This is a genomic window from Agreia sp. Leaf335, from assembly GCF_001423605.1.
Classification (GTDB): domain Bacteria; phylum Actinomycetota; class Actinomycetes; order Actinomycetales; family Microbacteriaceae; genus Agreia.
Genome location: NZ_LMOQ01000002.1, coordinates 70,990 through 92,783 on the forward strand (window position 1 = coordinate 70,990; position 21,794 = coordinate 92,783).

Annotated in this window: 21 protein-coding genes and 1 pseudogene; 8 read left to right on the forward strand and 14 right to left on the reverse strand. The window is 64.9% G+C overall.

Features of this window, described 5'->3' with window-relative positions:
- Positions 1 to 24: 24 nt before the first annotated feature.
- Together qcrC and ctaE are read right to left on the reverse strand one after the other, a co-directional pair.
- A complete protein-coding gene (gene qcrC, locus ASF79_RS06375; RefSeq protein WP_055853281.1) occupies positions 25 to 813 on the reverse strand; it encodes a cytochrome bc1 complex diheme cytochrome c subunit in 789 nt (262 codons plus the stop codon).
- Between the two features lie 58 nt (positions 814 to 871).
- Positions 872 to 1,540 (reverse strand): aa3-type cytochrome oxidase subunit III, encoded by a 669-nt coding sequence (gene ctaE, locus ASF79_RS06380; RefSeq protein ID WP_082466303.1) that lies wholly within the window; start codon positions 1,538 to 1,540, stop codon positions 872 to 874.
- 65 nt (positions 1,541 to 1,605) lie between these two features.
- On the opposite strand from ctaE, the gene trpD reads away from it, so the two are divergent.
- Positions 1,606 to 2,658 carry an anthranilate phosphoribosyltransferase gene (gene trpD, locus ASF79_RS06385; protein WP_055853283.1) on the forward strand — a complete coding sequence of 351 codons (1,053 nt, stop codon included), beginning with the start codon at positions 1,606 to 1,608 and terminating at the stop codon, positions 2,656 to 2,658.
- Between the two features lies 1 nt (position 2,659).
- On the opposite strand, the pseudogene glpK reads toward trpD, so the two are convergent.
- Together glpK and ASF79_RS06395 are read right to left on the reverse strand one after the other, a co-directional pair.
- Positions 2,660 to 4,127 (reverse strand): annotated as a pseudogene (gene glpK / locus ASF79_RS06390) (glycerol kinase GlpK).
- A 79-nt stretch (positions 4,128 to 4,206) separates the two neighbouring features.
- Positions 4,207 to 4,965 carry an MIP/aquaporin family protein gene (locus tag ASF79_RS06395; RefSeq protein ID WP_082495739.1) on the reverse strand — a complete coding sequence of 253 codons (759 nt, stop codon included), beginning with the start codon at positions 4,963 to 4,965 and terminating at the stop codon, positions 4,207 to 4,209.
- Between the two features lie 237 nt (positions 4,966 to 5,202).
- Between ASF79_RS06395 and dhaK the strand changes: the two genes are divergently transcribed.
- From dhaK to dhaM, 3 genes are read left to right on the forward strand one after another with little or no spacing between them, the layout of a single operon-like run.
- Positions 5,203 to 6,204, forward strand: a complete 1,002-nt coding sequence (gene dhaK, locus ASF79_RS06400; protein WP_055853285.1) for a dihydroxyacetone kinase subunit DhaK — start codon at positions 5,203 to 5,205, stop codon at positions 6,202 to 6,204.
- Between the two features lie 4 nt (positions 6,205 to 6,208).
- On the forward strand, positions 6,209 to 6,847 hold the full coding sequence (gene dhaL, locus ASF79_RS06405; RefSeq protein WP_055853287.1) for a dihydroxyacetone kinase subunit DhaL: 639 nt from the start codon (positions 6,209 to 6,211) through the stop codon (positions 6,845 to 6,847).
- Between the two features lies 1 nt (position 6,848).
- Positions 6,849 to 7,562: a dihydroxyacetone kinase phosphoryl donor subunit DhaM gene (gene dhaM / locus ASF79_RS06410; protein ID WP_055854498.1), complete on the forward strand. Its 714-nt coding sequence runs from the start codon at positions 6,849 to 6,851 to the stop codon at positions 7,560 to 7,562.
- A gap of 280 nt (positions 7,563 to 7,842) precedes the next feature.
- Here dhaM and ASF79_RS06415 read toward each other — a convergent pair whose 3' ends face one another.
- From ASF79_RS06415 to ASF79_RS06425, 3 genes are read right to left on the reverse strand one after another with little or no spacing between them, the layout of a single operon-like run.
- Positions 7,843 to 10,200, reverse strand: coding sequence for an ATP-binding cassette domain-containing protein (locus ASF79_RS06415; RefSeq protein WP_055853289.1), 2,358 nt, complete (start codon positions 10,198 to 10,200; stop codon positions 7,843 to 7,845).
- 23 nt (positions 10,201 to 10,223) lie between these two features.
- Positions 10,224 to 10,694: an NUDIX hydrolase gene (locus ASF79_RS06420; protein ID WP_055853291.1), complete on the reverse strand. Its 471-nt coding sequence runs from the start codon at positions 10,692 to 10,694 to the stop codon at positions 10,224 to 10,226.
- Positions 10,695 to 10,710: 16 nt separating this feature from the next.
- Positions 10,711 to 11,451, reverse strand: a complete 741-nt coding sequence (locus ASF79_RS06425) for an SDR family oxidoreductase (RefSeq protein ID WP_055853294.1) — start codon at positions 11,449 to 11,451, stop codon at positions 10,711 to 10,713.
- Positions 11,452 to 11,589: 138 nt separating this feature from the next.
- On the opposite strand from ASF79_RS06425, the gene ASF79_RS06430 reads away from it, so the two are divergent.
- From ASF79_RS06430 to ASF79_RS06445, 4 genes are all read left to right on the forward strand, one after another.
- On the forward strand, positions 11,590 to 12,063 hold the full coding sequence (locus tag ASF79_RS06430) for an NfeD family protein (RefSeq protein ID WP_055781551.1): 474 nt from the start codon (positions 11,590 to 11,592) through the stop codon (positions 12,061 to 12,063).
- Positions 12,060 to 12,980, forward strand: a complete 921-nt coding sequence (locus ASF79_RS06435) for an SPFH domain-containing protein (protein ID WP_055781548.1) — start codon at positions 12,060 to 12,062, stop codon at positions 12,978 to 12,980. Before ASF79_RS06430 ends, ASF79_RS06435 begins: the two co-directional genes overlap by 4 nt.
- Entirely contained in the window at positions 12,955 to 13,764 is an 810-nt protein-coding gene (locus tag ASF79_RS06440) for a glycerophosphodiester phosphodiesterase family protein (protein WP_055853296.1), read from the forward strand. The genes ASF79_RS06435 and ASF79_RS06440 overlap by 26 nt, the downstream gene beginning before the upstream one ends.
- Before the next feature lie 105 nt (positions 13,765 to 13,869).
- Positions 13,870 to 14,232, forward strand: coding sequence for an RNA polymerase-binding protein RbpA (locus ASF79_RS06445; RefSeq protein ID WP_055853299.1), 363 nt, complete (start codon positions 13,870 to 13,872; stop codon positions 14,230 to 14,232).
- A 36-nt stretch (positions 14,233 to 14,268) separates the two neighbouring features.
- On the opposite strand, the gene lnt is transcribed toward ASF79_RS06445, so the two are convergent.
- From lnt to ASF79_RS06480, 7 genes are read right to left on the reverse strand one after another with little or no spacing between them, the layout of a single operon-like run.
- Positions 14,269 to 15,831, reverse strand: a complete 1,563-nt coding sequence (gene lnt, locus ASF79_RS06450; RefSeq protein WP_235500677.1) for an apolipoprotein N-acyltransferase — start codon at positions 15,829 to 15,831, stop codon at positions 14,269 to 14,271.
- 5 nt (positions 15,832 to 15,836) lie between these two features.
- Positions 15,837 to 18,293: a DEAD/DEAH box helicase gene (locus ASF79_RS06455; protein WP_055853302.1), complete on the reverse strand. Its 2,457-nt coding sequence runs from the start codon at positions 18,291 to 18,293 to the stop codon at positions 15,837 to 15,839.
- Positions 18,293 to 19,045, reverse strand: a complete 753-nt coding sequence (gene tatC / locus ASF79_RS06460; RefSeq protein ID WP_055781536.1) for a twin-arginine translocase subunit TatC — start codon at positions 19,043 to 19,045, stop codon at positions 18,293 to 18,295. The genes ASF79_RS06455 and tatC overlap by 1 nt, the downstream gene beginning before the upstream one ends.
- 47 nt (positions 19,046 to 19,092) lie before the next feature.
- The gene (tatA, locus tag ASF79_RS06465; protein WP_055853304.1) at positions 19,093 to 19,356 is read right to left on the reverse strand and encodes a Sec-independent protein translocase subunit TatA; all 264 of its coding nucleotides are present in this window, start codon (positions 19,354 to 19,356) and stop codon (positions 19,093 to 19,095) included.
- Complete coding sequence (locus ASF79_RS06470) at positions 19,346 to 19,690, reverse strand: hypothetical protein (protein WP_055853306.1); 345 nt, start codon at positions 19,688 to 19,690, stop codon at positions 19,346 to 19,348. The genes tatA and ASF79_RS06470 overlap by 11 nt, the downstream gene beginning before the upstream one ends.
- Positions 19,691 to 19,699: 9 nt before the next feature.
- Entirely contained in the window at positions 19,700 to 20,719 is a 1,020-nt protein-coding gene (locus tag ASF79_RS06475) for a helix-turn-helix transcriptional regulator (protein ID WP_055853308.1), read from the reverse strand.
- A complete protein-coding gene (locus ASF79_RS06480) occupies positions 20,716 to 21,756 on the reverse strand; it encodes a helix-turn-helix transcriptional regulator (protein ID WP_235500678.1) in 1,041 nt (346 codons plus the stop codon). The genes ASF79_RS06475 and ASF79_RS06480 overlap by 4 nt, the downstream gene beginning before the upstream one ends.
- Positions 21,757 to 21,794: the final 38 nt, after the last annotated feature.

A 21,794-nucleotide genomic window follows, 5' to 3' on the forward strand; every position in this document is an offset into this window, starting at 1 on the left:
TGTGTGCGCGGTCGGACCGCTGGTCTAGTTCGACTTCGCGGTGAGCCAGACGGTCAGGGCCACGATGGCGCCCAGTCCGAAGATCCACACGAAGAGTCCCTCGGCCACGGGGCCCAGGCTGCCGAGTTCGTATCCGCCCGGAGACGGGTTCTTCTCGATGTACTTGAGGTACGTGATGACGTCGCGCTTGTCTTCGGGGGAGAGGTTCTTGTCGTTGAAGACCGGCATGTTCTGCGGGCCGGTGACCATGGCCTCGTAGATGTGCACTGCAGCGACTCCGGTGAGTGCGGGCGCGAACTTGCCCTCGGTGAGAGCTCCACCTGCTCCTGCCACGTTGTGGCACATGGCGCAGTTGATGCGGAACAACTCGGCACCGTTGCTGGCGTCTCCGTCGCCGTCGAGGAGGCTCTCGTCGGGAACGGCAGGGCCGGGGGACAGGGACGCGACATATGCGGCCAGCGCCTCGGTGTCCTCGGCGGTGAACTGCGGCGCCTTCTCCATGGCCTGCGGGCCCTGCATCGCCATCGGCATGCGGCCGGTGCCGACCTGGAAGTCGACCGATGCGGCGCCCACGCCGAGGAGGCTGGGACCTGCGCCGGTGCCCTGGAGGTCGAGTCCGTGGCAGCTGGCGCAGTTGGCGGCGAAGAGCTTCTTGCCCTCGTCGATCGTCGTCTGCGAGGCCGTGCTGGTCTCGGCCGTGGCCGTGCTGCTGAAGAGCGCGTAACCACCACCCGTGAACATGAGTCCGATTGCGATCAGGGCAACAGTCGCCAAGGGATGACGTCTGTTTGCCGTGCTGCCTTTTCGGGCCATTCTCTTCACTCTTTTCACAACTCTCTTTGTTCGACCGGTGCTCGGGTGGGCCGGTCGATTATTTCAGCACGTAGATGACGAGGAACAGGCCGATCCAGACCACGTCGACGAAGTGCCAGTAGTACGACACGACGATGGCGCTGGTCGCCTCACGGTGCCCCATGTTCTTGACGGCGAAGATGCGGCCGATCACAAGCAGGAACGCGATGAGTCCGCCGGTCACGTGCAGTCCGTGGAAACCGGTGGTCAGGTAGAAGGCCGACCCGTAGGCGCTGGAGCTCATCGAGATGCCCTCGGAGACGAGGGTCGCGTACTCGAAGATCTGGCCTGACACGAAGATCGCGCCCAGGAGATAGGTGAGGAAGAACCACTCGGTCGTACCCCACTGCGTCGGCTTCCAGCCGGTCGCGCGTGCCTGCAGGCGCTCTGCGGCGAACACGCCTGCCTGGCAGGTGAACGAGCTCGCCACCAGGATGAGGGTGTTCACGAGGGAGAAGGGAACGTTGAGAACGCTCGACTCGCTCTCCCACAGTGGGCCGGACGTACTGCGGAGTGTGAAGTAGATGGCGAAGAGGCCGGCGAAGAACATCACCTCGCTTCCGAGCCACACGATTGTGCCCACTGCCACGACGTTCGGTCGTTGAATCAGCGGGGCACTCGAAGTCTGGGTCAGGGAGCTGCTCGTCACTTCTCCATTATGTCCGATATCAGCACAGGGTTTTTGCATTTGGGTATGAGTCGCGGGGCCCATTGACACCGACTCGGCAGCTGTCCGGCCTTTAGAATCGGCCTATGGCGTACTCAGAGTCCTGGTCCGAAATTCTCTCCACTCTTCTTGCTCGAGACGATCTCTCGGTGTCGGACTCCTCGTGGGCGATGGATCAGATCATGTCGGGTGAGGCATCCGATGCTCAACTCGCCGCCTTTCTCATCGCGTTGCGTGCCAAGGGGGAGACGGTCGATGAGATTGTCGGGTTCCGGGATGCGGTACTCGACCACGCTGTCGGCCTCGACGTCGACCCGATGGCGCTCGACATCGTCGGCACCGGCGGCGACAGGCACGGCACCGTCAACGTCTCGACGATGGCGTCGATCGTGGCTGCTGCTGCCGGCGTTCCTGTCGTGAAGCACGGAAACAGGGCCGCGAGTTCGAAGTCCGGCTCCTCCGACGTGCTCCAAGCGCTGGGCGTCGATCTCGACATCTCCAACGTGCGCACCGCCGAGGTGCTCGACGAGGCGGGAATCACGTTCGCGTTCGCTGCCAAGTTCCATCCCGGCTTCGGCAATGTCGCCAACGTCAGGCGGGAGTTGGGCGTGCCGACGGTCTTCAACTACCTCGGGCCGCTCTGCAATCCGGCCAGGCCCGAGGCATCCGCTGTCGGTGTCGCGCAACTCGACAGGGTGCCGATCTTCGTGGGTGTCTTTCAGACCAGAGGAGCGACGGCGCTCGTCTTCCGAGGCGACGATGGGCTCGACGAGCTGACCACGACGGGCCACAGCCACATCTGGGAGGTCTCGCTCGGGGCTGTGGTGGAGCACGACCTCGACCCCCGAGACCTCGGACTCTCTCGAGCGAAGATCAGCGATCTGCTGGGTGGCGACGCCGAGCACAACGCGGACATCGCGCGGCGGGTTCTGCGGGGGGAGTTGGGGCCGATCCGCGACATCGTGCTGTTGAACGCGGCTGCGGGACTCGTCGCATTCGACCTCGCATCCGATCCGGAGCAGGGACGGCGGTCGATCGTCGAGCGTCTGCGCGAAAAAATGGCCGTGGCCGCCCGGACGATCGATTCCGGTGCGGCGACGGCCACTCTCGACGCGTGGGCCGAAGCCACGCGTCACTGACTCACTGCGTGTCTTCGTCGACCCAGTCGAGGGTCTTCGTGACAGCCTTCTTCCAGTTGCGCAGCAGTCGCTCGCGCTCCGCGACGTCGAGGTTGGGCGTCCAACGCCTGTCTTCCTGCCAGTTGTCGCGCAGTTCATCGAGGGTCGACCAGAAGCCCACAGCGAGGCCGGCCGCGTAGGCCGCGCCGAGCGCCGTGGTCTCTGCGACGACCGGGCGAACGACCGGCACGTCGAGGATGTCGGCCTGGAACTGCATCAGGCGGTCATTGGCGGATGCTCCGCCGTCGACCTTGAGCTCGGTCAGCGGAACCCCCGAGTCGGCGTTGACCGCGTCGAGAACCTCGCGGGTCTGGAACGCGATGGCCTCGATCGCGGCGCGGGCGATGTGGCCCTTGTTCACGTACCGGGTGAGGCCGACCAGCGCGCCACGGGCATCCGAGCGCCAGTGCGGTGCGAAGAGACCCGAGAACGCGGGCACGAAGTATGCGCCGCCGTTGTCGTCGACGGTGTCTGCCAGCGCCTCTACCTCCGGCGCCGACGAGATGATGCCGAGGTTGTCGCGCAGCCACTGGATGAGCGAGCCGGTGACGGCGATGGAGCCTTCGAGTGCGTAGTGGGTCTCGCCGTCGCCGAGCTTGTACCCGATGGTGGTGAGTAGTCCGTTCTCGCTCTTGACGATGTCGGTGCCGGTGTTGAAGATCAGGAAGTTGCCGGTGCCGTAGGTGTTCTTGGCCTCGCCGGATGCCCGCCACGGGAACCTCGCGAAGGAGGCTCGAGTCATGCACGAGGCCGTACACCTCGGAGGAGCTCTTGACCTCCGGAAGCATGGACTTCGGCACGTCGAAGACGGCGAGGATCTCGTCGTCCCACTCCAGGGTCTCGAGGTTCAAGAAGAGCGTGCGACTGGCGTTGGTGACATCGGTGATGTGAACGCCGCCGTCGACCCCGCCGGTCAGATTCCAGGTGACCCAGCTGTCGGTGGTTCCGAACAGCAGGTCGCCGGCTTCTGCTCGTTCCCGGGCGCCCTCGACGTTCTCGAGGATCCAGACGATCTTCGTTCCGGCGAAGTACGTCGAGAGGGGGAGGCCCACCACATCCTTGAACCGGTCTCCACCGCCATCGGCTGAGAGGCGGTCGACGATGGCCTGGGTGCGGGTGTCCTGCCACACGATGGCGTTGTACACGGGTTCGCCCGTGTTCTTGTCCCAGACGACGGCTGTCTCCCGCTGGTTCGTGATGCCGACGGCCTTGATGTTGTGGCGCGTGATGTTCGCCTTCGAGAGGGCCTGCCCGATGACCTCTCTCGTGTTGTCCCAGATCTCCTTCGGGTTGTGCTCGACCCAGCCCGCCTTCGGGAAGATCTGCTCGTGTTCGAGCTGCCCCGTCGATACGATCGACCCGGCGTGATCGAAGACGATCGCTCGGGTACTGGTGGTGCCCTGGTCGATGGCCAGGATGTAATCCGTCATGTCTAACTCCTTCGTTAAATTCTTCGGTCCGGTGCAAGCAGCGGGCCCGGTCACCATGGTGCCCGGGCCCGCTGGGAGGTCACGTGATGATCGGGAGGAGCGGGACAGCCGCGAGACCGGCGAGGACGCCTCCGATGATGGGTCCGACGACCGGGACCCACGAGTAGGACCAGTCGGAGGAGCCTTTGCCCTTGATGGGTAGCAGGGCGTGCGCGATGCGCGGGCCGAGGTCACGGGCCGGGTTGATCGCGTAGCCGGTCGGGCCACCGAGGGATGCGCCGATCGCGATCACGAGGATCGCCACCGGAAGAGCGCCCAGGGCCGCGAGGCCGCCGCCCGGCTCCTGCCGACCGAAACCGATCACCACGAACACCAGGACGAAGGTGCCGATGACCTCGGTGACCAGGTTCCACCCGTAGGAGCGGATGGCGGGACCGGTCGAGAAGACGCCGAGCTTGTTGGCCGCGTCGGGCTCCTCGTCGAAGTGCTGCTTGTAAGCCAGCCACACGAACACGGCACCGATGATCGCACCCAACAGCTGAGCGGCGATGTAGGTGAGGATCGACACGATGTTCACCGGAACACCCGAGCCGAACTCCGTCGCGCCGTTGGCGACGAGCCCCAGGGTGACGGCCGGGTTCAGGTGCGCACCGCTGTTGTACGACACGATCACACCCGAGAACACCGCGAAGCCCCAGCCGATGTTCACCATGAGGAAGCCGCCGTTGAAGCCCTTGTTCTTCACCAGCGCGACGTTCGCGACGACACCACAGCCCAACAGAACCAGCAGAGCGGTGCCTACCAGCTCCGCGAGAAATACAACCCCGAGATTGTCCACATTGACCTTCCTTCACGTGACACCGTCGTCACCTCGTGCAGAGCCCCGCAGCAAGCGGGTGACTACACCATATCTGCACCAATCCGAGGCGCATATGATCTGACGCGCAAAAGTCGAGGCTCTTTCGCCGAACTCGACCGAACAAGTAGATTTGGCTCTGCGAGCTCCGCTCCCGCGCAGCTCCCTGGTCGCAGAGACGCGTTCAGGTCGCACGGCCATCACAGAGGATTGCCACCCATGAAGAAGCTCATCAATGACCCGCGTCGAGTGGTCGAAGAGGCGGTCGCCGGATTCGAAGCGGCCCACGGCGACCTGGTCACCGTGTCGCACGACCCGATCTACATAGCTCGAAAGGACGCGCCGCGACAGGGCAAGGTCGCCCTCGTCAGCGGCGGGGGCAGCGGCCACGAGCCGCTGCACGGCGGGTTCGTCGGATTCGGCATGTTGGATGCCGCCGTGCCCGGTCCGGTCTTCACCTCACCGACCCCCGACCCGATCCTCGCGGCGACAAAGGCCGTCGATGGGGGAGCGGGGGTGCTGCACATCGTCAAGAACTACACCGGTGACGTGCTCAACTTCGAGACCGCCGCTGATCTCGCGGCCGCCGACGGCATAGACGTGCAGACCGTTATCGTCGACGACGATGTCGCCGTCAAGGACTCCCTCTACACGGCCGGACGCCGCGGAGTGGCCGGAACGGTGCTCGTCGAGAAGATCGCGGGTGCGGCTGCAGAGCGGGGCGACGACCTCGCCGCGGTAGCGGCGATCGCCACCAGGGTGAACTCCGTGACCCGCTCCATGGGCGTCGCGCTGACGCCGAGCGTCGTTCCACACGCGGGAGAGCCGAGCTTTGTTCTGGCCGACGATGAGATCGAAATCGGCATCGGCATCCACGGCGAGCCCGGGCGCGAGCGCATCACGATCGAACCGGCCGATGCGATCGTCGATCGGATTCTCGCACCGATCGTCGACGACCTGCCCTTCGCGTCGGGCGACAGGGTTCTGCTCTTCGTGAACGGCCTGGGTGGTACACCACAGGTCGAGCTCTATATCGTCTTCCGGCGCGCGGCCGAGGCCCTCGCGGAGCGGGGTATCACCGTGTCTCGCACCCTGGTCGGCAACTTCGTCACGTCGCTCGAGATGCAAGGCATGAGCATCACCGTGATGAGACTCGATGACGAACTGGAACAGCTGTGGGATGCGCCCGTCGAAACGGCCGCCCTGCGGTGGGGGAGGTAGCAGCATGACGTTGAACACGGAGTGGGCCGTTCGCTGGGTCAGGGAGAGCGCGAAGGTCGTGTCGGAGCACCGGGTGGAGCTGATCACTCTCGATCGCGACATCGGAGATGGTGACCACGGCGAGAATCTCGATCGAGGCTTCTCGGCCGTTCTGCCGAAGCTCGACGATCTGCCCGCGGAAGCGACGCCGGGCGATGTTCTCAAACTCGTCGCGACGACTCTGATATCGACCGTCGGGGGCGCCGCGGGCCCGCTGTACGGAACGGCCTATCTGAAAGCGGCGGGTGCGGTCGCGGGGCAGGAGCACCTCGACGGCGCGGCCGTCGTGGCCATGCTCACGGCTGCTCGAGATGGGATCGTACTGCGAGGCAAGGCCGCGGCCGGCGATAAGACGATGGTGGATGCGTGGAGTCCAGCCGTGGAGGCGGCCGCGTCTGCCTTGAGCGACGGGCTCGACGAAACGGCGATTCTGGATGCGGCTGCCACGGCCGCCGAGGCCGGCGCGCGTGCCACGGAGCCGCTCGTCGCCCATAAGGGAAGGGCGAGCTATCTGGGGGAGCGGGCCATCGGTCACCGCGACCCCGGTGCCCAATCGTCGGCCCTGCTGCTCCGTGTCGCCGCCGACGCGGCGGCGGGCGTCTGACGTGGCGGGAGTCACCGGCAGAGTCGGTCTCGTCTTCGTCTCGCACAGCGAGAAGATCGCCGACGGTCTCGTCGAGTTGGCGGGACAGATGGCCGGAGGAACGGCACTTGCTGCGGCCGGGGGGACCGACGCGGGTGGCATCGGGACGAGCTTCGAGAAGGTCCAGCATGCGATCGCGTCCGTCGACTCCGGTGTGGGCGTCGTCGTTCTGTGCGATCTGGGTTCGGCGATCCTCACGGCGGAGACGGCCAAGGACTTTCTCGACGACGAGGTTCGCGATCGGGTCGTCATCGTGGATGCGCCGCTCGTCGAGGGCGCGGTCGCCGCGGCCGTCGAGGCGGAGGGCGGGGGAGACCTCGAGTCGGTCGTGACCGCCGCACGCTCCGCTATCGAGGCGTTCTCGTCTGACAGCGGCTCCGGGCCCGAGCGCGCCGACAGCGCCGGAGCACCGCCGTCGGCCGACTATTCGCGCATTGTGACGATCATCAACCGCGATGGGCTGCACGCTCGACCCGCGGCCGAGTTCGTGAAGATGGCGAACAGTCTGGGATCTCCCGTGACCGTCAACGGAAAAGATGCGCGGAGCCTTCTCGGGATCATGTCGATGGGTCTCGTCAAGGGCAGCACGGTCGAGCTGAGGACGACGAGCCTGGACGGCCGGGCTGCCGTTGATGCGCTCGCCGAACTGGTGGAGTCCGGCTTCGGCGAGGCGTGAGTCCGTGGAGCCGGTACGGGTCTATTGACATAATGTGCATTATCGGAGCATTGGCGACGGTGGCGAAGCGGGGTGTTTATTCCCAGTGATCGCTTCGTGGGTGATGGATGTGCGAGACGCGAGCAGTTGCGTACTGGTGGCGCCCACACGATCGTCTCCACGATCATCCGGATCTCACTCTGACGCGGATCGGAAGGTCTTCAGGTGAGCATCGGCGCGGGTGAGGCGCTGGACGATCCGGAGTCGTCCTACTCAATCTCTTGACATAATAGATATACGCTCAGGACCCGTCGATGTAGCGGGCCAGATAGTCGCCCGTCAGTGTGGAACGGTGAGACGCGAGGTCGGCCGGCGTGCCCTCGAAGACCACTCGACCGCCGTCGTGGCCGGCTCCCGGCCCGACGTCGATGATCCAGTCGGCATGAGCCATCACGGCCTGATGATGTTCGATGACGATCGCCGTCTTTCCGGCCTCGACGAGACGATCGAGCAGTCCCAGCAATTGTTCGACGTCCGCGAGATGGAGGCCTGTGGTCGGCTCGTCGAGGATATAGACACCGCCCTGCTCGGCCATGTGGGTCGCGAGCTTGAGTCGTTGGCGCTCTCCACCCGACAGCGTGTTCAGTGGTTGTCCGAGGCGGATGTACCCCAGGCCCACATCGGCCAGCCTCGCCAGGACGGCCTGAGCTGCAGGTGTGCGCGACTCCCCCGTCGAGAAGTACTCCAGAGCATCGTCGACGCTCAGTGCGAGCACCTCGCTGATGTCGCGACCCGCCAGTCGGTAGTCGAGCACTGACGCGTCGAATCGCCTGCCCTCGCACACCTCGCACGTCGTCGTGACGGACGCCATCACTCCGAGATCGGTCACGATCACGCCGGAGCCGTTGCAGTTCGGGCACGCGCCCTCGGAATTCGCGCTGAACAGAGCGGGCTTGACGCCATTGGCCTTGGCGAAAGCCTTCCTGATCGGCTCGAGCAGACCCGTGTAGGTCGCCGGATTGCTGCGCCGAGAACCCCGGATGGCTGTCTGATCGACGGAGACGACACCGTCGCGGCCGGCGATCGAGCCGTGGATGAGTGAGCTCTTCCCCGAGCCTGCGACGCCCGTGATCACCGTCAGAACGCCGGTGGGTATGTCGACGTCGACGTTGCGGAGGTTGTGGGTGTCGGCGCTCCGGATCTCGAGGACACCCGACCGGCGGCGCACCTCGGGCTTCACGCGTCGGCGATCGTCGAGGTGGGTGCCCGTGAGGGTTCCACTCCCCCGCAGTCCGTCGACCGAACCCTCGTAACAGACGGTTCCACCGGCCGTTCCCGCTCGGGGCCCGAGGTCGACGACGTGGTCGGCTATCGCGATCGTCTCCGGCTTGTGCTCGACGACGAGGACAGTGTTGCCCTTGTCTCGCAGCTGGGGCAGAAGGCGATTCATGCTCTGGATGTCGTGAGGATGCAGCCCGATAGTCGGCTCGTCGAACACGTAGGTCACATCGGTCAACGAGGAACCCAGGTGGCGGATCATCTTGGTGCGCTGCGCCTCGCCTCCCGAGAGCGTCCCGGCCGGACGGTCGAGTGAGAGATAGCCGAGCCCGATCGCGACGAAAGAGTCGAGCGAGTGCTGCAGCGCCGTCAGCAGCGGCGCGACCGACGGCTCGTCGATCGTGCCCACCCACCGCGCCAGGTCGCTGATCTGCATCGCGCAGGCGTCGGCGATGTTGACGCCGCCGATACGGGACGACCGGGCACCCTCGTTGAGGCGGGTGCCAGTGCATTCCGGGCAGGTTGCGAAGGTGACCGCCCGATCGACGAAAGCGCGGATATGCGGCTGCATCGCTTCGCGATCCTTCGAGAGGAACGACTTCTGCACTTTCGGAACCAGACCCTCGTAGGTCATGTTGATATCGCCGATCTTGACCTTGGTCGGCTCGTGATACAAGAAGTCGTCGAGCTCCTTCTTCGAGTAGTCGCGGATCGGTTTGTCGGCGTCGAGAAACCCGGACCCCGTGAAGATGCGCACTCCCCACCCGTCGGCGGTGTAGCCCGGAATAGTGAGCGCGCCCCCGCTCAGCGACTTCGACGAGTCGTAGAGCTGCGCGAGATCGATGTCATTGACGCGGCCCATGCCCTCGCACCGCGGACACATCCCGCCCGTGACGGTGAAGCTCCGACGCTCCTTCACCTCGCGCACGCCCTTGTCCATGGTGACGGCGCCGGCGCCACTGATAGACGGAACGTTGAAGGCGAAGGCCTGGGGCGGTCCGACATGAGGGTGCCCGAGCCTCGAGAGCACGATCCGCAACAGGGCATTCGTGTCGGTCGCGGTGCCGACGGTCGAACGTGAATTCGCTCCCATCCGCTCCTGATCCACGATGATCGCGGTCGTCACCCCCTCGAGCACGTCGACGTCGGGGCGCGCGAGAGCGGGCATGAGTCCCTGAAGGAACGCGCTGTAGGTCTCGTTGATCATGCGCTGCGACTCGGCGGCCACGGTGCCGAAGACCAGGGAGCTCTTGCCGGATCCCGAGACTCCGGTGAAGACGGTCAGCCGGCGCTTCGGAATGTCGACGTCGATGTTCTTGAGGTTGTTCTCCCGAGCCCCTCGAACCCGTATCAGGTCGTGGTTGTCGGCAGCCAGGCTCATGATCGTCTCCGTCGTCGGGGTTCTCAGCAGGCGGACAATTGACCGCGGAGGATTCGGGCGAGATCGTCGGGCTCGACAGGATCCGTCGTCTTCTCGAGCTCACCCAGACTCCACCAGCGTTGATCGATGATGTCCACCAGTTCCTCGGGAGTCCAATTGCTGGTGTCGAGGTCGAACCGTTCGGTGCGCACCGAGTACCAGACCTCGTGATGCGAGGCCCAGACGCCGGGTGCTCTCTCTGCCACGAAGTCGTGACTCCAGATCGGCGGACCCGGATCCTCGATGACGAGTCCGGTCTCCTCGAAGAGCTCCCTGACCGCGGCTGTCGGATGGTCCTCGCCGACCTCGAGATGGCCACCCGTCGTCAGCCATCGCGACGGATAGCTGTCGACATCGTGCCGGGTCAGCAGAAGCAGAACGTGATCGTACTGGTCGACGAGCAGTACCCGAGACTTGGCATAGACGATGTCGGTCGTCGTCGCGTGCTGAACCATGCCGACCGTCCCCGAGTCAGTCGACGGGCGCGAAGTCGCTGATGTCGCCGACATAGCGCGTGTGGTTCTGCGGGATCGGCTCGACAGCGGCGAGTGCGACCTCGGCGGCGAACTCGCCGACGTTGTAGAGGCGGCCCGCCGACTCTTTGCGGGAACTGATAGCGCCGGGATTGGCTCGTTCGAGGAGCGTCGCGGTGATGGTGCCCTCGATCATGTCGCCGGAGACCACGACGAACTCGATTCCCTTCTCGTCGAGCTCGGGGATCAGAGCGCGCAGCGCGTCCTCACCGGCCCGCTTCGACAGGGCCACGGGGACATATTCCGGCATGGTCTCGGTGGTGTGGATGAAGTGGGCCTGGTGGCTGGTGACGAAGACGACTCTCGAGCCGGGCGCCAGAAGAGGGACTGCGCTGGTCAAGACGTTCAGCTGGGCGTCCCGGTTGAGTGTCATCGCGTAGTCGGCGGCCATTCCGCCTTCCATTCCTCCCGAGGCGTTGAGCACCAGAACGTCGAGTCCCCCGAACTCCGACTGGATGCGCTCGAACAGCTGGGCGACGGAGTCGGGATCGGTGAGATCTGCTCCGACCGTGATCGCCTCTCCCCCGTGTTCCGCGATCTTTGCGGCGAGTTTGAGCGCTCGAGCCTCTTTGTTGCGGAAGTTGATGGCCACTCGGGCGCCGGCGGCAGCGAAGTACGACACGGTGTCAGCACCGATTCCGCGCGATGAGCCGGTGACGAGAACCCGCTTCGCGGCCATGGACTCGGGTTTCAGGGGGTTTGTTGACACGCTCGATACTCCTTTGACTGTGGAACCCGAGACTACCAACTCGCGGTCCTCCCCTCCTGCGTTGCTGGTAGTTTTAAGGCATACACCGACGAGAGGAGTCGTGTACAGATGGTCGAATTCCTGGCGTCCTACGCGTGGACGATCTGGCTGGCCCTGGTGCTGGTCTTTCTCATCGTCGAGATGTTCAGTCTCGAGTTCACATTCCTCATGATCTCGCTGGGTAGCCTCGGCGGCCTCGTCTCGAGTCTGGTCGGCGTTCCGTGGTGGCTCCAGATCATCATCGCCTCCGTTTTGTCGGTGCTCCTCATCTTCACGATCAGACCTCCACTGTTGCGAGCTCTTCGGCGGGGCGGCGACACCACCAAGAGCAATGTGGATGCCTTGATCGGCCTGTACGGGGTCGTCACGACCCGCCTCACCGGCGCGGGCGGGCACGTCAAGCTCTCGAACGGCGACATCTGGACCGCGCGGGTGTCTCCGTCTACAGACTCGGCCGATCTCGATCCAGGTCAGAGGGTGCTCGTCACCGCGATCGATGGGGCGACGGCATTCGTCGTTCCCGCAGAAAGGACCACCCCGTGAACAACTCGGATTCCGCGATCGTCGGGCAGATCGTCGTGATCGCCATCGTCGTCGTTGTCGTCATCTTCGTGCTCGTGATTCTCGCGCGGTCCATCCGCATCATTCCGCAGGCCACCGCGGGTGTGGTCGAGCGACTGGGTGCCTATCACAAGACCCTCGAGCCCGGCCTTCGCGTACTGGTCCCCTTCATCGACCGGCTCCGCCCCCTGATCGATCTTCGCGAGCAGGTCGTCTCGTTTCCCCCGCAACCGGTGATCACCGAAGACAACCTGGTCGTGTCGATCGACACCGTCGTCTTCTTCCAGGTGACCGACGCTCGGGCGGCCACCTACGAGATCGCCAACTACCTCGGCGCAGTCGAGCAACTCGCAACCACGACATTGCGCAATGTCGTCGGCGGGCTGAACCTGGAGCAGGCGCTCACCAGTCGCGACGAGATCAACGGTCAGCTGCGCATCGTCCTCGATGAGGCCACCGGCAAGTGGGGTATCCGCGTGGGCCGAGTGGAACTCAAGGCCATCGATCCCCCACTGTCGATCCAGGACTCGATGGAGAAGCAGATGCGTGCCGAGCGGGAACGTCGCGCCGTCATCCTCACCGCCGAGGGAACGAAGCAGTCGGCCATCCTCGAGGCCGAGGGGCATCGGCAGGGCGAGATCCTGAGGGCAGAGGGCGATGCGCAGGCTGCGGTCCTGCGAGCGAAGGGTGAAGCGGAAGCCATCACCACCGTGTTCGGCGCCATTCATCAGGGCGAGCCGGATCAGCTTCTGCTGGCCTACCAATACCTGCAAACGCTTCCCAAGCTCGCCGAGGGGTCGGCCAACAAGCTGTGGATCATCCCGAGCGAGCTCACCGAGGCGCTCAAGGGAATCGGTCAGGCGTTCGGCGACCGTGCACCGACACCGCCGCAGGACTGACGCGGCCGGCGGGTGGTTCTCCCCCGCTGTCCCTCGGATTCTCGCGCACCGCGGCCTCGCCCTCGACGTTCCCGAGAACACACTCGCCTCGTTCGACGCGGCGTGGGCTCTCGGCGTTCTCTACCTCGAGACCGACGTCCACGTGTCGAAAGACGGCGTCGCCATGATCGCGCACGATCCCCGGCTCGACCGCGTTGCCGGAGTCGACGCAGCCGTCTCCGATCTGACAACCGCGCAGTTGCAAGAGATCGACCTCGGAGCGGGCCAGCGCATGCCGACTCTGCTCGAGGCTCTTCGTGCCTTCCCGGACGCGCGTTTCAACATCGACGTCAAGTCGCCTCAGGCGGGAGCAGCCGTAGCCGGCGCCGTGCTCGCCGCCGAGGCGACCGATCGCGTCTTGATCACGTCGTTCTCGTCGACAAGGCGCGCGGAGGCTGTTCGACTCATCCCGGGCGTAGCCAGCTCGGCCAGTGCTCCGCGGTTCGCCCTCATCCTCGCGCTGGCCAAGCTCGGCCTTCTCGCGATCGCGCCTCGAGCCGTCGTGGCAGTCGATGCAGTGCAGGTGCCGCCGCGGCACGGCCGCCTCGAGATCGCGACGGATCGCGTCGTTCGAGCGCTTCATCGCCGGGGTATCGAGATACACATCTGGACAGTGAACGACCCCGAACAGATGCGGAGACTGCTCGAACTCGGGGTCGACGGAATCGTGACCGATCGACCAGACCTGGCCCTGGAACTGCTTCGTCGTATCCGATCGACGCACGAGGCGCAGCCCCTCGCGTGACCCTGCTTACTCTCTGGGAGAGTTCTGGTAAAGCTCCGGCCGGGAAGAATTGCCCCCGTTCTGGGGTTTATAACGGTGTAAAGCAACGCGAGAAAGGACCACACAATGGCAGATCGCAGCTTGCGCGGAATGAGACTCGGAGGCCAAAGCCTTCAGACCGAAGAAGGCGTCGTCTTCTCCCCGCGCTTGACCCACACGTATCACTGTCCCTCCTGCGGCAAGGACACCGACATGGTGTTCTCCGCAGAGGCCGAAGCTCCCGACACTTGGGAGTGCAAGTACTGCAGCATGGAAGCGACTCGCATGGTCGGGTCAGAGCCCGTCATCGTCGAGCACGCGGAGTCGAAGACGCCGCGCAGCCACTGGGACATGCTGCTGGAGCGACGCACTCGCGCAGAGCTCGAGGAGCTGCTCGAAGAGCGTCTGACCTACCTCCGCGCCCGTCGAGGCCAGAAGGTCAACGCCTAGTCCGCATCCCGGCACGATTCAGCGCCCCGGTCAGCATCAGCTGACGCGGGGCGCTTCTCGTCGTGCCCGACGTGAGCTTCGGGCGGTGAGCAGGGTGAGAGCAAGGCCGGCGAGTCCGAGCCCCGAGACGAGCAGTTCTATACCACCGCCCAGCAGGGTCGCCGGTGTGGTCTGCGTCGCCAACGGCACGTCGGCGATCATGGCACCCGCTTCGTAGGGGCGGATCGACGCGATGGTCGAGCCGTCTGGGGCCACGATGGCCGAGGTCCCGACGGTCGAGATGTTCACGACACTGCGCCCCGTCTCGACGGCGCGCAGCCGCGCTATCGCGAGCTGTTGCAGGTTCTCGTCGGTCTTGCCGAAGTCCGCGTTGTTGGTCTGGGCGAGGATCACCTGCGCCCCGTCGTGCACCATGTCTCGCGCGACCGCGTCGTCGGTGATATCGAAGCAGATCGAGATTCCCGCGATCACACCGTCCACGTCGAAGACGGTGTCGGTCGTGCCCTTGGTGTAGTCGCGGGTGACGAGATCGACCAGGTCGGGGACGATGGCGCGGAAGAAGGCACGAGCGGGCATGTACTCCGCGAACGGCACGGGGTGCCGCTTGTCGTAGTGGTCGACCGATCCCTGGCCGGCCTCCCAGAGCAGGGAGGTGTTGTAGTAGGTGTTCTGAGACGGGTTCGTGATCGTTCCCACGATGAAGGGTGCGTTCATCTTCTCGCTCAGATAATCGAGCTGTTTTGCGGCCTGCTCCGATCGCGCCGGGTCGAGATCCGACCCGTTCTCGGGCCACACGACCATGTCGACCTTCTGATCGATGATCTTCAGGGTCTCAGCTGTCTGATCGCTCAGCACGTCGCCGGCCGCCCGCTGAGAGAACAACGACGCGTCGGTGTTCCCCTGCACTGCGGCGATGCGCGATGAACCGTCGGTCGGTGCGTACCAGGCCGGCACGGCGAGGGTGGCGACGATGGCCGTCGCAGCCCAGAGGATGCGCGTCGTCGCGACAACGGTCGTCGTGCGTGCGACCTCGACGAGAAAAGCGACGAGCCAGACCATGACGAACGAGACGCCCGAGAAGCCGATCCACGCCACGAGCGAGGCGTAGGGGCTCTCGGACTGCGAGAACACGACGCGTCCCCACGAGAATCCGCCCTCGGGCCACACGGCGGTGATCGCCTCGCGAGCGGTCCAGAGCCCGGCGATGACGATGGGCAGCATCACGAGCCGGATGCCGGTTCGCGGCCAGGTGCGCGGGGCACGGCTGTAGACCACGGCGAGTAGTGCGGCCCCGATGGCGAAGAAGAGCGCCTGGAGAATGGCCAGTGCAAGCCAGGGAATGGGGCCCAGATACAGCGTGAGCCAGAAGATGTGCACGCCCCAGAACGAGAATCCTCCCACCAGGCCGATCAGGAACGCACTGAATACCCGGCGTCCGATGACGGACACCAGGATCAAGGCGATGCCCAGGAAGGTGACCGGCCAGAGACCCTTGTCGGGGAAGCCCGTATCGAGAGCGACTCCCCCGGCCGCGGCGGTGAGGAGTGCCAACCAGAACGGCATCAGGGGGCGCACAGGCGTGCGGAGATCGTCGAGCACCGTTCTCAGGCCACCGATGAGTACGCCACGATGCCGCGACGGATCAGGTCGAGAGCATCTCTGGCCGTGCGCGCGACACGCGCATCGGGCTGACCCTGCAGCTGGTCGAGCAGATCGATGGTCTGCTTCGTCCAGCGGACGAAGTCACCCGCCTGCATGTCGGCGTCGGTCAGAACGTCGTCGAGGCGGGCTCCTCGTGCCCACTGGTACATGGCGAGGCTCAGCCCTGTCGAGATGGGAGACCCTTCGGGGAGACGGTGCCGAGCCTCGAGTTCCTGGATCGACTCGAGAATGTGCCGAGTCGATTCGAGAGCCGCTCTGAACGGTCCTCGCGGGAGGAATCGGTCGGCGACGTCGTTCTCTTCTCGTCGGGGCTCGTAGACCAGAGAGCAGGCCATTGCGGCGAGCCCGGCAGCATCCAGGTCTTTCCACGCCTGGCGGCGCAGGCATTCGGCCACCAGCAGGTCTCTCTCACCATAGATGCGCTTGAGTGTGCGCCCGGTCGGCGTCAGAGTCATCTCGCCGTCGGCTTCGGCCGTGAGATAGCCGAGCTCGACGAGGACGTCGGTGACTCGGTCGAAGACCTTGGAGATCGCCCCGGTGCGCGTATTGATCTGCTGTGCGAGGCGATCCGTGTCTTTCTTCAGGCGCCACCACCGTTCGGCCCACCGTGCGTGCTGCTCTCGGTCAGGACACGAGTGCACGGGATGTACCTTGAGTCGACGACGGAGGTCGTTGATCCTCTTCGAACGAGAATCGCGTTCGGCCCTCGACTGAGAATCTGCTCTGCCCGCCCCGGATCGCTCGAGCTCGGTGATCTCGCGCCGCAGGGCGGCGTACTCGGCGAAGTCGCCCCTGTCGCAGGTCATGGAACGCGCGTACCCTGCCAGCGACTCCTCGTGCGAGCGGAGTTTGCGGGCGAGATCGACGACGGCTCTGTCTGCCTGGAACTGTGCGAACGACGACTCGAGGCTGTCTCTGGTGCGCGCCCGTCCGAACTGCTCGATGAGGTTGACCGCCATGTTGTAGGTCGGCCGGAAACTGGAGTTGAGCGGGTAGCTGCGCCGGGACGCGAGAGAGGCGATCGCCTGCGGGTCGAGCCCGTCTCGCCACTGGATGACGGAGTGCCCCTCGACGTCGATTCCGCGGCGACCGGCTCGTCCGGTCAGCTGGGTGTACTCCCCCGGCGTGATCGGAACGCGGGCCTCGCCGTTGAACTTTTCGAGCTTCTCGAGCACGACCGTGCGCGCGGGCATGTTGATGCCCAGAGCCAGCGTCTCGGTGGCGAAGACGACCTTGACGAGCTTTTTCTGAAAGAGCTCTTCGACGACCTCTTTGAAGGCCGGTAGGAGCCCCGCGTGATGCGCGGCCACGCCGCGCTGCAGGCCTTCGAGCCATTCCCAGTATCCGAGCACCGCCAGATCTTCGTCGAGGATCGTGCGACATCTGTCTTCGACGATGTCACGGATCTCGTCGCGCTCGTCGGCGGTGGTGAGCCTGATTCCGGCCCGCAGAACCTGCTTGACGGCCTGATCGCATCCGATTCGGCTGAACACGAAGAAGATCGCCGGCAGCAGATTCTGCCGATCGAGCATGTCGATGACCTCGGGCCTGTCTGCTCGCTCCTGCGCGCCATGCCCGCCCCGATGGTAGGAGCGACCGCCGCGTCTGTCGCGCGAGCCTCGTCGACTCGAGCTCTGCGGCATCGAGTTGCGAGCGATACGCAGAAGCTCGGGATTCACACGATTGGTCGCGGCTTTTCCTGTCGCATCGAACAGGTCGATGAGCTTGCTGCGGACCATCACGTGCTGGTCGAGGGGAACGGGGCGTTCTTCCGAGACGATCACCGATGTCTGGCCTCGAACTGCTTGCAGCCAGTCGCCGAATTCCTCGGCGTTCGACACCGTGGCGCTCAGCGAGACCAGCCGCACCTCGGAGGAGAGGTGGATGATCACTTCCTCCCAGACGGCTCCACGGAATCTGTCCGCGAGGTAGTGCACCTCGTCCATGACGACGTAGGCCAGATCGGTGAGCAGATCGGAGTCGGCGTAGATCATGTTGCGAAGCACCTCGGTGGTCATGACCACGATGCGAGCCGACGCGTTGATGTTCGTGTCGCCCGTGAGGAGGCCTACATTCTCTGCGCCGTATTCGGCCGTGAACTCATGGAACTTCTGGTTGCTCAGCGCCTTGATGGGTGCGGTGTAGAAGACCTTCGCGCGTTTCTGCTGCATCGCGAGGAACAGTGCGAACTCGGCGACGACCGTCTTGCCTGCGCCGGTCGGCGCCGCCACCAGAACGCTGTCCCCGGCCTCGAGAGCGCCGCATGCCTCGATCTGGAACGTGTCGAGGCCGAAGTCCACCCGCTCGGCGAAGGCATCGAGCAGGGGTTTGCCACCGCGTGCCCGGCTGCGCGCGTAGCGTTCGGCCGGCGAGAGGGCTGTGGGGTCGGATTCGGGCATCAGGCGGCCAATTCGCTGTCGAGTCGATCGGCCGCTCGAGCGACGCGCCAGTCATGGATCCACGCGACGCCGTAGGCCGCGAAGAACAGGATGACCATGGGGATGGCGAGAAGGATCATGGCGGTGGGGTCTGCGGCGGGCGTCGCGATGGCGGTGAAGAGAACGATCGCGAGGATCGCGAGGCGCCACGACTTGATGATCGCCGACGCGCTGAGCACGCCGACGAAATTGAGCAGAACGAGAAAAACCGGCAACACGAAGGCGATACCGACGGCGAGGACCAGCTTGAGCACGAAATCGTAATAGCCGCGAGCCGTGATCAGGTTTGTGTCTTCGGAGGGGGCGAAGCTCGCCAAAAGGATGACGATGTGCGGCAGCACGTACCAACCGGCTACGCAGCCCGCGAGAAAAAGCGGGATCGATGCGCCAAGGAAGCCGACGCTGTAGCCCTTCTCTCGCCGGGTGAGTCCGGGTACGAGAAAAGCCCAGATCTGATAGAGCCAGACCGGCGAAGACACCACGAAGCCGATGGTGAGAGCGATCTGCACCTTGAGGTCGAAGGCTCCGCCGATGTTGTCCCAGTTGATGCTGGCGACGCGGCCCTGCTGTTGGCCGACTTCGGTGATGGGCCCTCTGATCGCATCGAGAACGAAGTCAGAGAGGAACCAGCCAGCGATGGCGCCCAGAATGATGCCGATCGCCGCAATGAAGAGTCTCCTGCGTAGCTCGAGGAGATGCGCGCCGAGAGACATGCGTCCCTCGCGGTTGGCACGCCGCTTGGTTCGGGCGGCCACCGTGCCTATGGCTTTGGCTTGAATTCAGGCGAAGCGACGCCCGATGCCTGGTCGGCGACCGGTGCGGCGTGAGCCGAGGTATCGGTCGTACCCGTCGACTCCGACGGCGACGCGTTCTCGTCTTTCATGGTCTTGACCTCGCTGCGGAAGATGCGCATCGACTGACCGAGGCTGCGTGCGAGGCCGGGAAGCTTCGGAGCGCCGAACAGCAGAACGACGACAACGAGGATGATGACGAGATGGGGCCACCCCAGTGCGTTACCGAACATCGGTCCATCCTTCCCAGGCTTGTGGTGCAGTGATCAGTCTACCCCGGTTCATTCGGGTGTCCCTGCGAAGCTGCCGCATGGTGGCACGACGATCTCTTTCGCGATCACGGCGGTTAGCGACGACAGAGTAGCCGTCGAGGATAGCGTTCGGAGGAGTCTCGACCGACAACTCCTCGACGTTCCTCTGCAACAGCTCGACCTTGTCGGTCAGCCGCTCGAGTTCGTCGACGACCGCTACGCCTTTTTTGAAGAGGCGCCAGCCGAAGAACACGAGTGTGCCGACCATGAGGATCGCCAGCGCCAGCCAGATGAGGATCCACGACCACCAGTACATCGTGCCAGCCTACGCGGTCGTGATCGACGTCTCGGGGTGCGCCGGATCGGCATAGGACGCCAGTGCATCCTGTGCCCACCGGCGGGCGGCCTGTCGAGCCTCCGGAGGATCGACGACTCTGGCCACACCGGCCAGGCCCGCGACGAGGCGCGTGAGGCCGTGGAAGTGCGCGACGCGCACTGCTGCTCGACTCATGTCTCCGTGCCGGGTCACTCGTGTGCCCTCGGGAACGAACTCGCCGAGTAGTCCCAGCGCCTCGGGCCTGAACTCGAGGACGACACTCATGTGCTCCCCCGACGTGTCGAAGAGCGAGTCCGAGAGAGGGATGTCGGCGGGCCGATGCTCGATGGCCAGGTCGGTGACGCTCAGCGCGTCGATGCGGTCGAGTCTGAAGGTCCGCACCGAGAGCCGCGAATGGCACCATGCCCGTAGATACCAGTCGTCGTTATCGGAATCGAGACGCAGCGGATCGACGCGCCGGTGCTCCCTCTGTCCGCGGGAATCTCGGTACTCGAACTCCACCTGGACGCCGCGGGCCAGGGCGTCACCGATACGCGCGAACGTCTCGTTCGTCGTCGCCGGTGAGACGATCACCTGACTGGGCGTCTCAGACGCGCCTCTCGCCAGTTTGGCGGCGAGGCTCGAATACGCGGCTGAGTCCACGTTCTCGGGCAGCGCCTGCAGGTACTGCAGTCCGGCGATCAGGGCCGATGCCTCTCGGGCGGAGAAACGGGGTGAGTCGTCGATGGCGACGAGCTGGGTGATGATGATCTCGTTGTCGTCGAATGCGTCCCAGTCGATGTCGAACAGGTCGCCGTGCTGATAGTTGCTGTCGCTTCCGGGCACTCCCGACACCGCGATCAGGAGGACCGCTTCTCGGATCGTCTCGTCCGAGACTCCGAAGTGTCGGGCAGCGTCGTGAACGCTGACCTGGGTCTGCTGGATCAGATAGGGAACGAGCGAGAGAAGGAAGGTCAGCTTGTCTTGGGCGTGGTGAAACCCGCCGGGAGTCGTCTGATCGGCGCTCATACGGCATCCTCGGTATCTGTATGGCTCTCGATGATGGCCGTGAGCCGATCGCGGACGGCGTCGATGAGAACCGGAGGCGAGATCACGACGACCTCGGGTCCGAAGGCCGCGAGATCGTCGGCGAGAAGCGCGAGGTCTGTGTAGTGCAGCGCGATGGTTCCATCGGCGTGCCGGATGCTGCCCAGCCGCTTTCCGAGGCGCGATTCGGCGTCGGTTCCGGCACGGACGGACACGTGCGCGACCTGAGTGCGCCAGATCTCGTCGAGTTCGGCCAGTGCATCGTCGCCGGCCGTCGGGGATGCCGGACGCGGCGCGGGCGTGCGCGTGACGGCCACGGGCCCGACGATTCTCGACAGCAGGAACGTGCGCGGAGCATCGGCCTGCTGATCTGTCGCCTGGAGGTACCAGCGGCCCTGGTGCTGCACGACGGCCGTCGGGGCGACGATTCTCTCTCTGGCGTTCTGCTCCCCCGGCTTGAGGTAGCTGAAACGCACGAGCACGGCCTTGTCGAGGGCGTTGGTGAGCGGAGCGAAGGCGGCGTCTCTGGTGCGGATGCGCGGGGCATAGCCGATGAGCTGCTTGCTCCCCTCGGTTCCCAGCGAGCGCAATTTGAGAAGAGCTCGTCGGGATTCGCCCGAGAGCGACCCCTCTCGCCAGACCATGGCGGCGAGGTTCAGAAGAGTCGTCTCCTCCGGCGTGAACGAGATGTCGGAGGGGAGGTCGTAGTCACCCTTGGCGATGCGGTAGCGCAGAGCCTGGTTGTTGCCGGGATCTGTGGGCGACTCGAGCGTTTCGAGGGGTACGCCCAGTTCTCGAATGTCGTCTTTGTCGCGTTCGAACTGACGCTCGAGGCTTGAATTGTCTCCGCCAGGAACGAACTTCTGCCTGTACCCCTGCACGGCACCCAGGATCTCGGCCTTGGTGAGGCCGATCTCTGTGGATACCAGGGCCAGGACGAGGCTGAAGAGTCGCTCTTCGACAGCGACGGCGGGAACCGAGGAGTCGATCGAGGAGGCGGTTCGCGACTGGTCTGGCACGGAGACTATTTTAGTGCGACGCGAGGGAGCGGTGACCT

What these genes read in the sequence shown, in the direction of transcription:
- ASF79_RS06425 (WP_055853294.1), bottom strand. Translation starts at nt 11,451, where the DNA reads ATGGCCGCGAAGCGGGTTCTCGTCACCGGCTCATCGCGCGGAATCGGT.
- ASF79_RS06445 (WP_055853299.1), top strand. Translation starts at nt 13,870, where the DNA reads ATGGCAGATCGCAGCTTGCGCGGAATGAGACTCGGAGGCCAAAGCCTT.
- ASF79_RS06420 (WP_055853291.1), bottom strand. Translation starts at nt 10,694, where the DNA reads ATGGTTCAGCACGCGACGACGACCGACATCGTCTATGCCAAGTCTCGG.
- ASF79_RS06415 (WP_055853289.1), bottom strand. Translation starts at nt 10,200, where the DNA reads ATGAGCCTGGCTGCCGACAACCACGACCTGATACGGGTTCGAGGGGCT.
- tatC (WP_055781536.1), bottom strand. Translation starts at nt 19,045, where the DNA reads ATGTCTCTCGGCGCGCATCTCCTCGAGCTACGCAGGAGACTCTTCATT.
- trpD (WP_055853283.1), top strand. Translation starts at nt 1,606, where the DNA reads ATGGCGTACTCAGAGTCCTGGTCCGAAATTCTCTCCACTCTTCTTGCT.
- qcrC (WP_055853281.1), bottom strand. Translation starts at nt 813, where the DNA reads ATGGCCCGAAAAGGCAGCACGGCAAACAGACGTCATCCCTTGGCGACT.
- dhaK (WP_055853285.1), top strand. Translation starts at nt 5,203, where the DNA reads ATGAAGAAGCTCATCAATGACCCGCGTCGAGTGGTCGAAGAGGCGGTC.
- ASF79_RS06430 (WP_055781551.1), top strand. Translation starts at nt 11,590, where the DNA reads ATGGTCGAATTCCTGGCGTCCTACGCGTGGACGATCTGGCTGGCCCTG.
- tatA (WP_055853304.1), bottom strand. Translation starts at nt 19,356, where the DNA reads ATGTTCGGTAACGCACTGGGGTGGCCCCATCTCGTCATCATCCTCGTT.
- ASF79_RS06475 (WP_055853308.1), bottom strand. Translation starts at nt 20,719, where the DNA reads ATGAGCGCCGATCAGACGACTCCCGGCGGGTTTCACCACGCCCAAGAC.
- ASF79_RS06470 (WP_055853306.1), bottom strand. Translation starts at nt 19,690, where the DNA reads ATGTACTGGTGGTCGTGGATCCTCATCTGGCTGGCGCTGGCGATCCTC.
- ASF79_RS06455 (WP_055853302.1), bottom strand. Translation starts at nt 18,293, where the DNA reads ATGCCCGAATCCGACCCCACAGCCCTCTCGCCGGCCGAACGCTACGCG.
- ctaE (WP_082466303.1), bottom strand. Translation starts at nt 1,540, where the DNA reads ATGCAAAAACCCTGTGCTGATATCGGACATAATGGAGAAGTGACGAGC.
- dhaL (WP_055853287.1), top strand. Translation starts at nt 6,209, where the DNA reads ATGACGTTGAACACGGAGTGGGCCGTTCGCTGGGTCAGGGAGAGCGCG.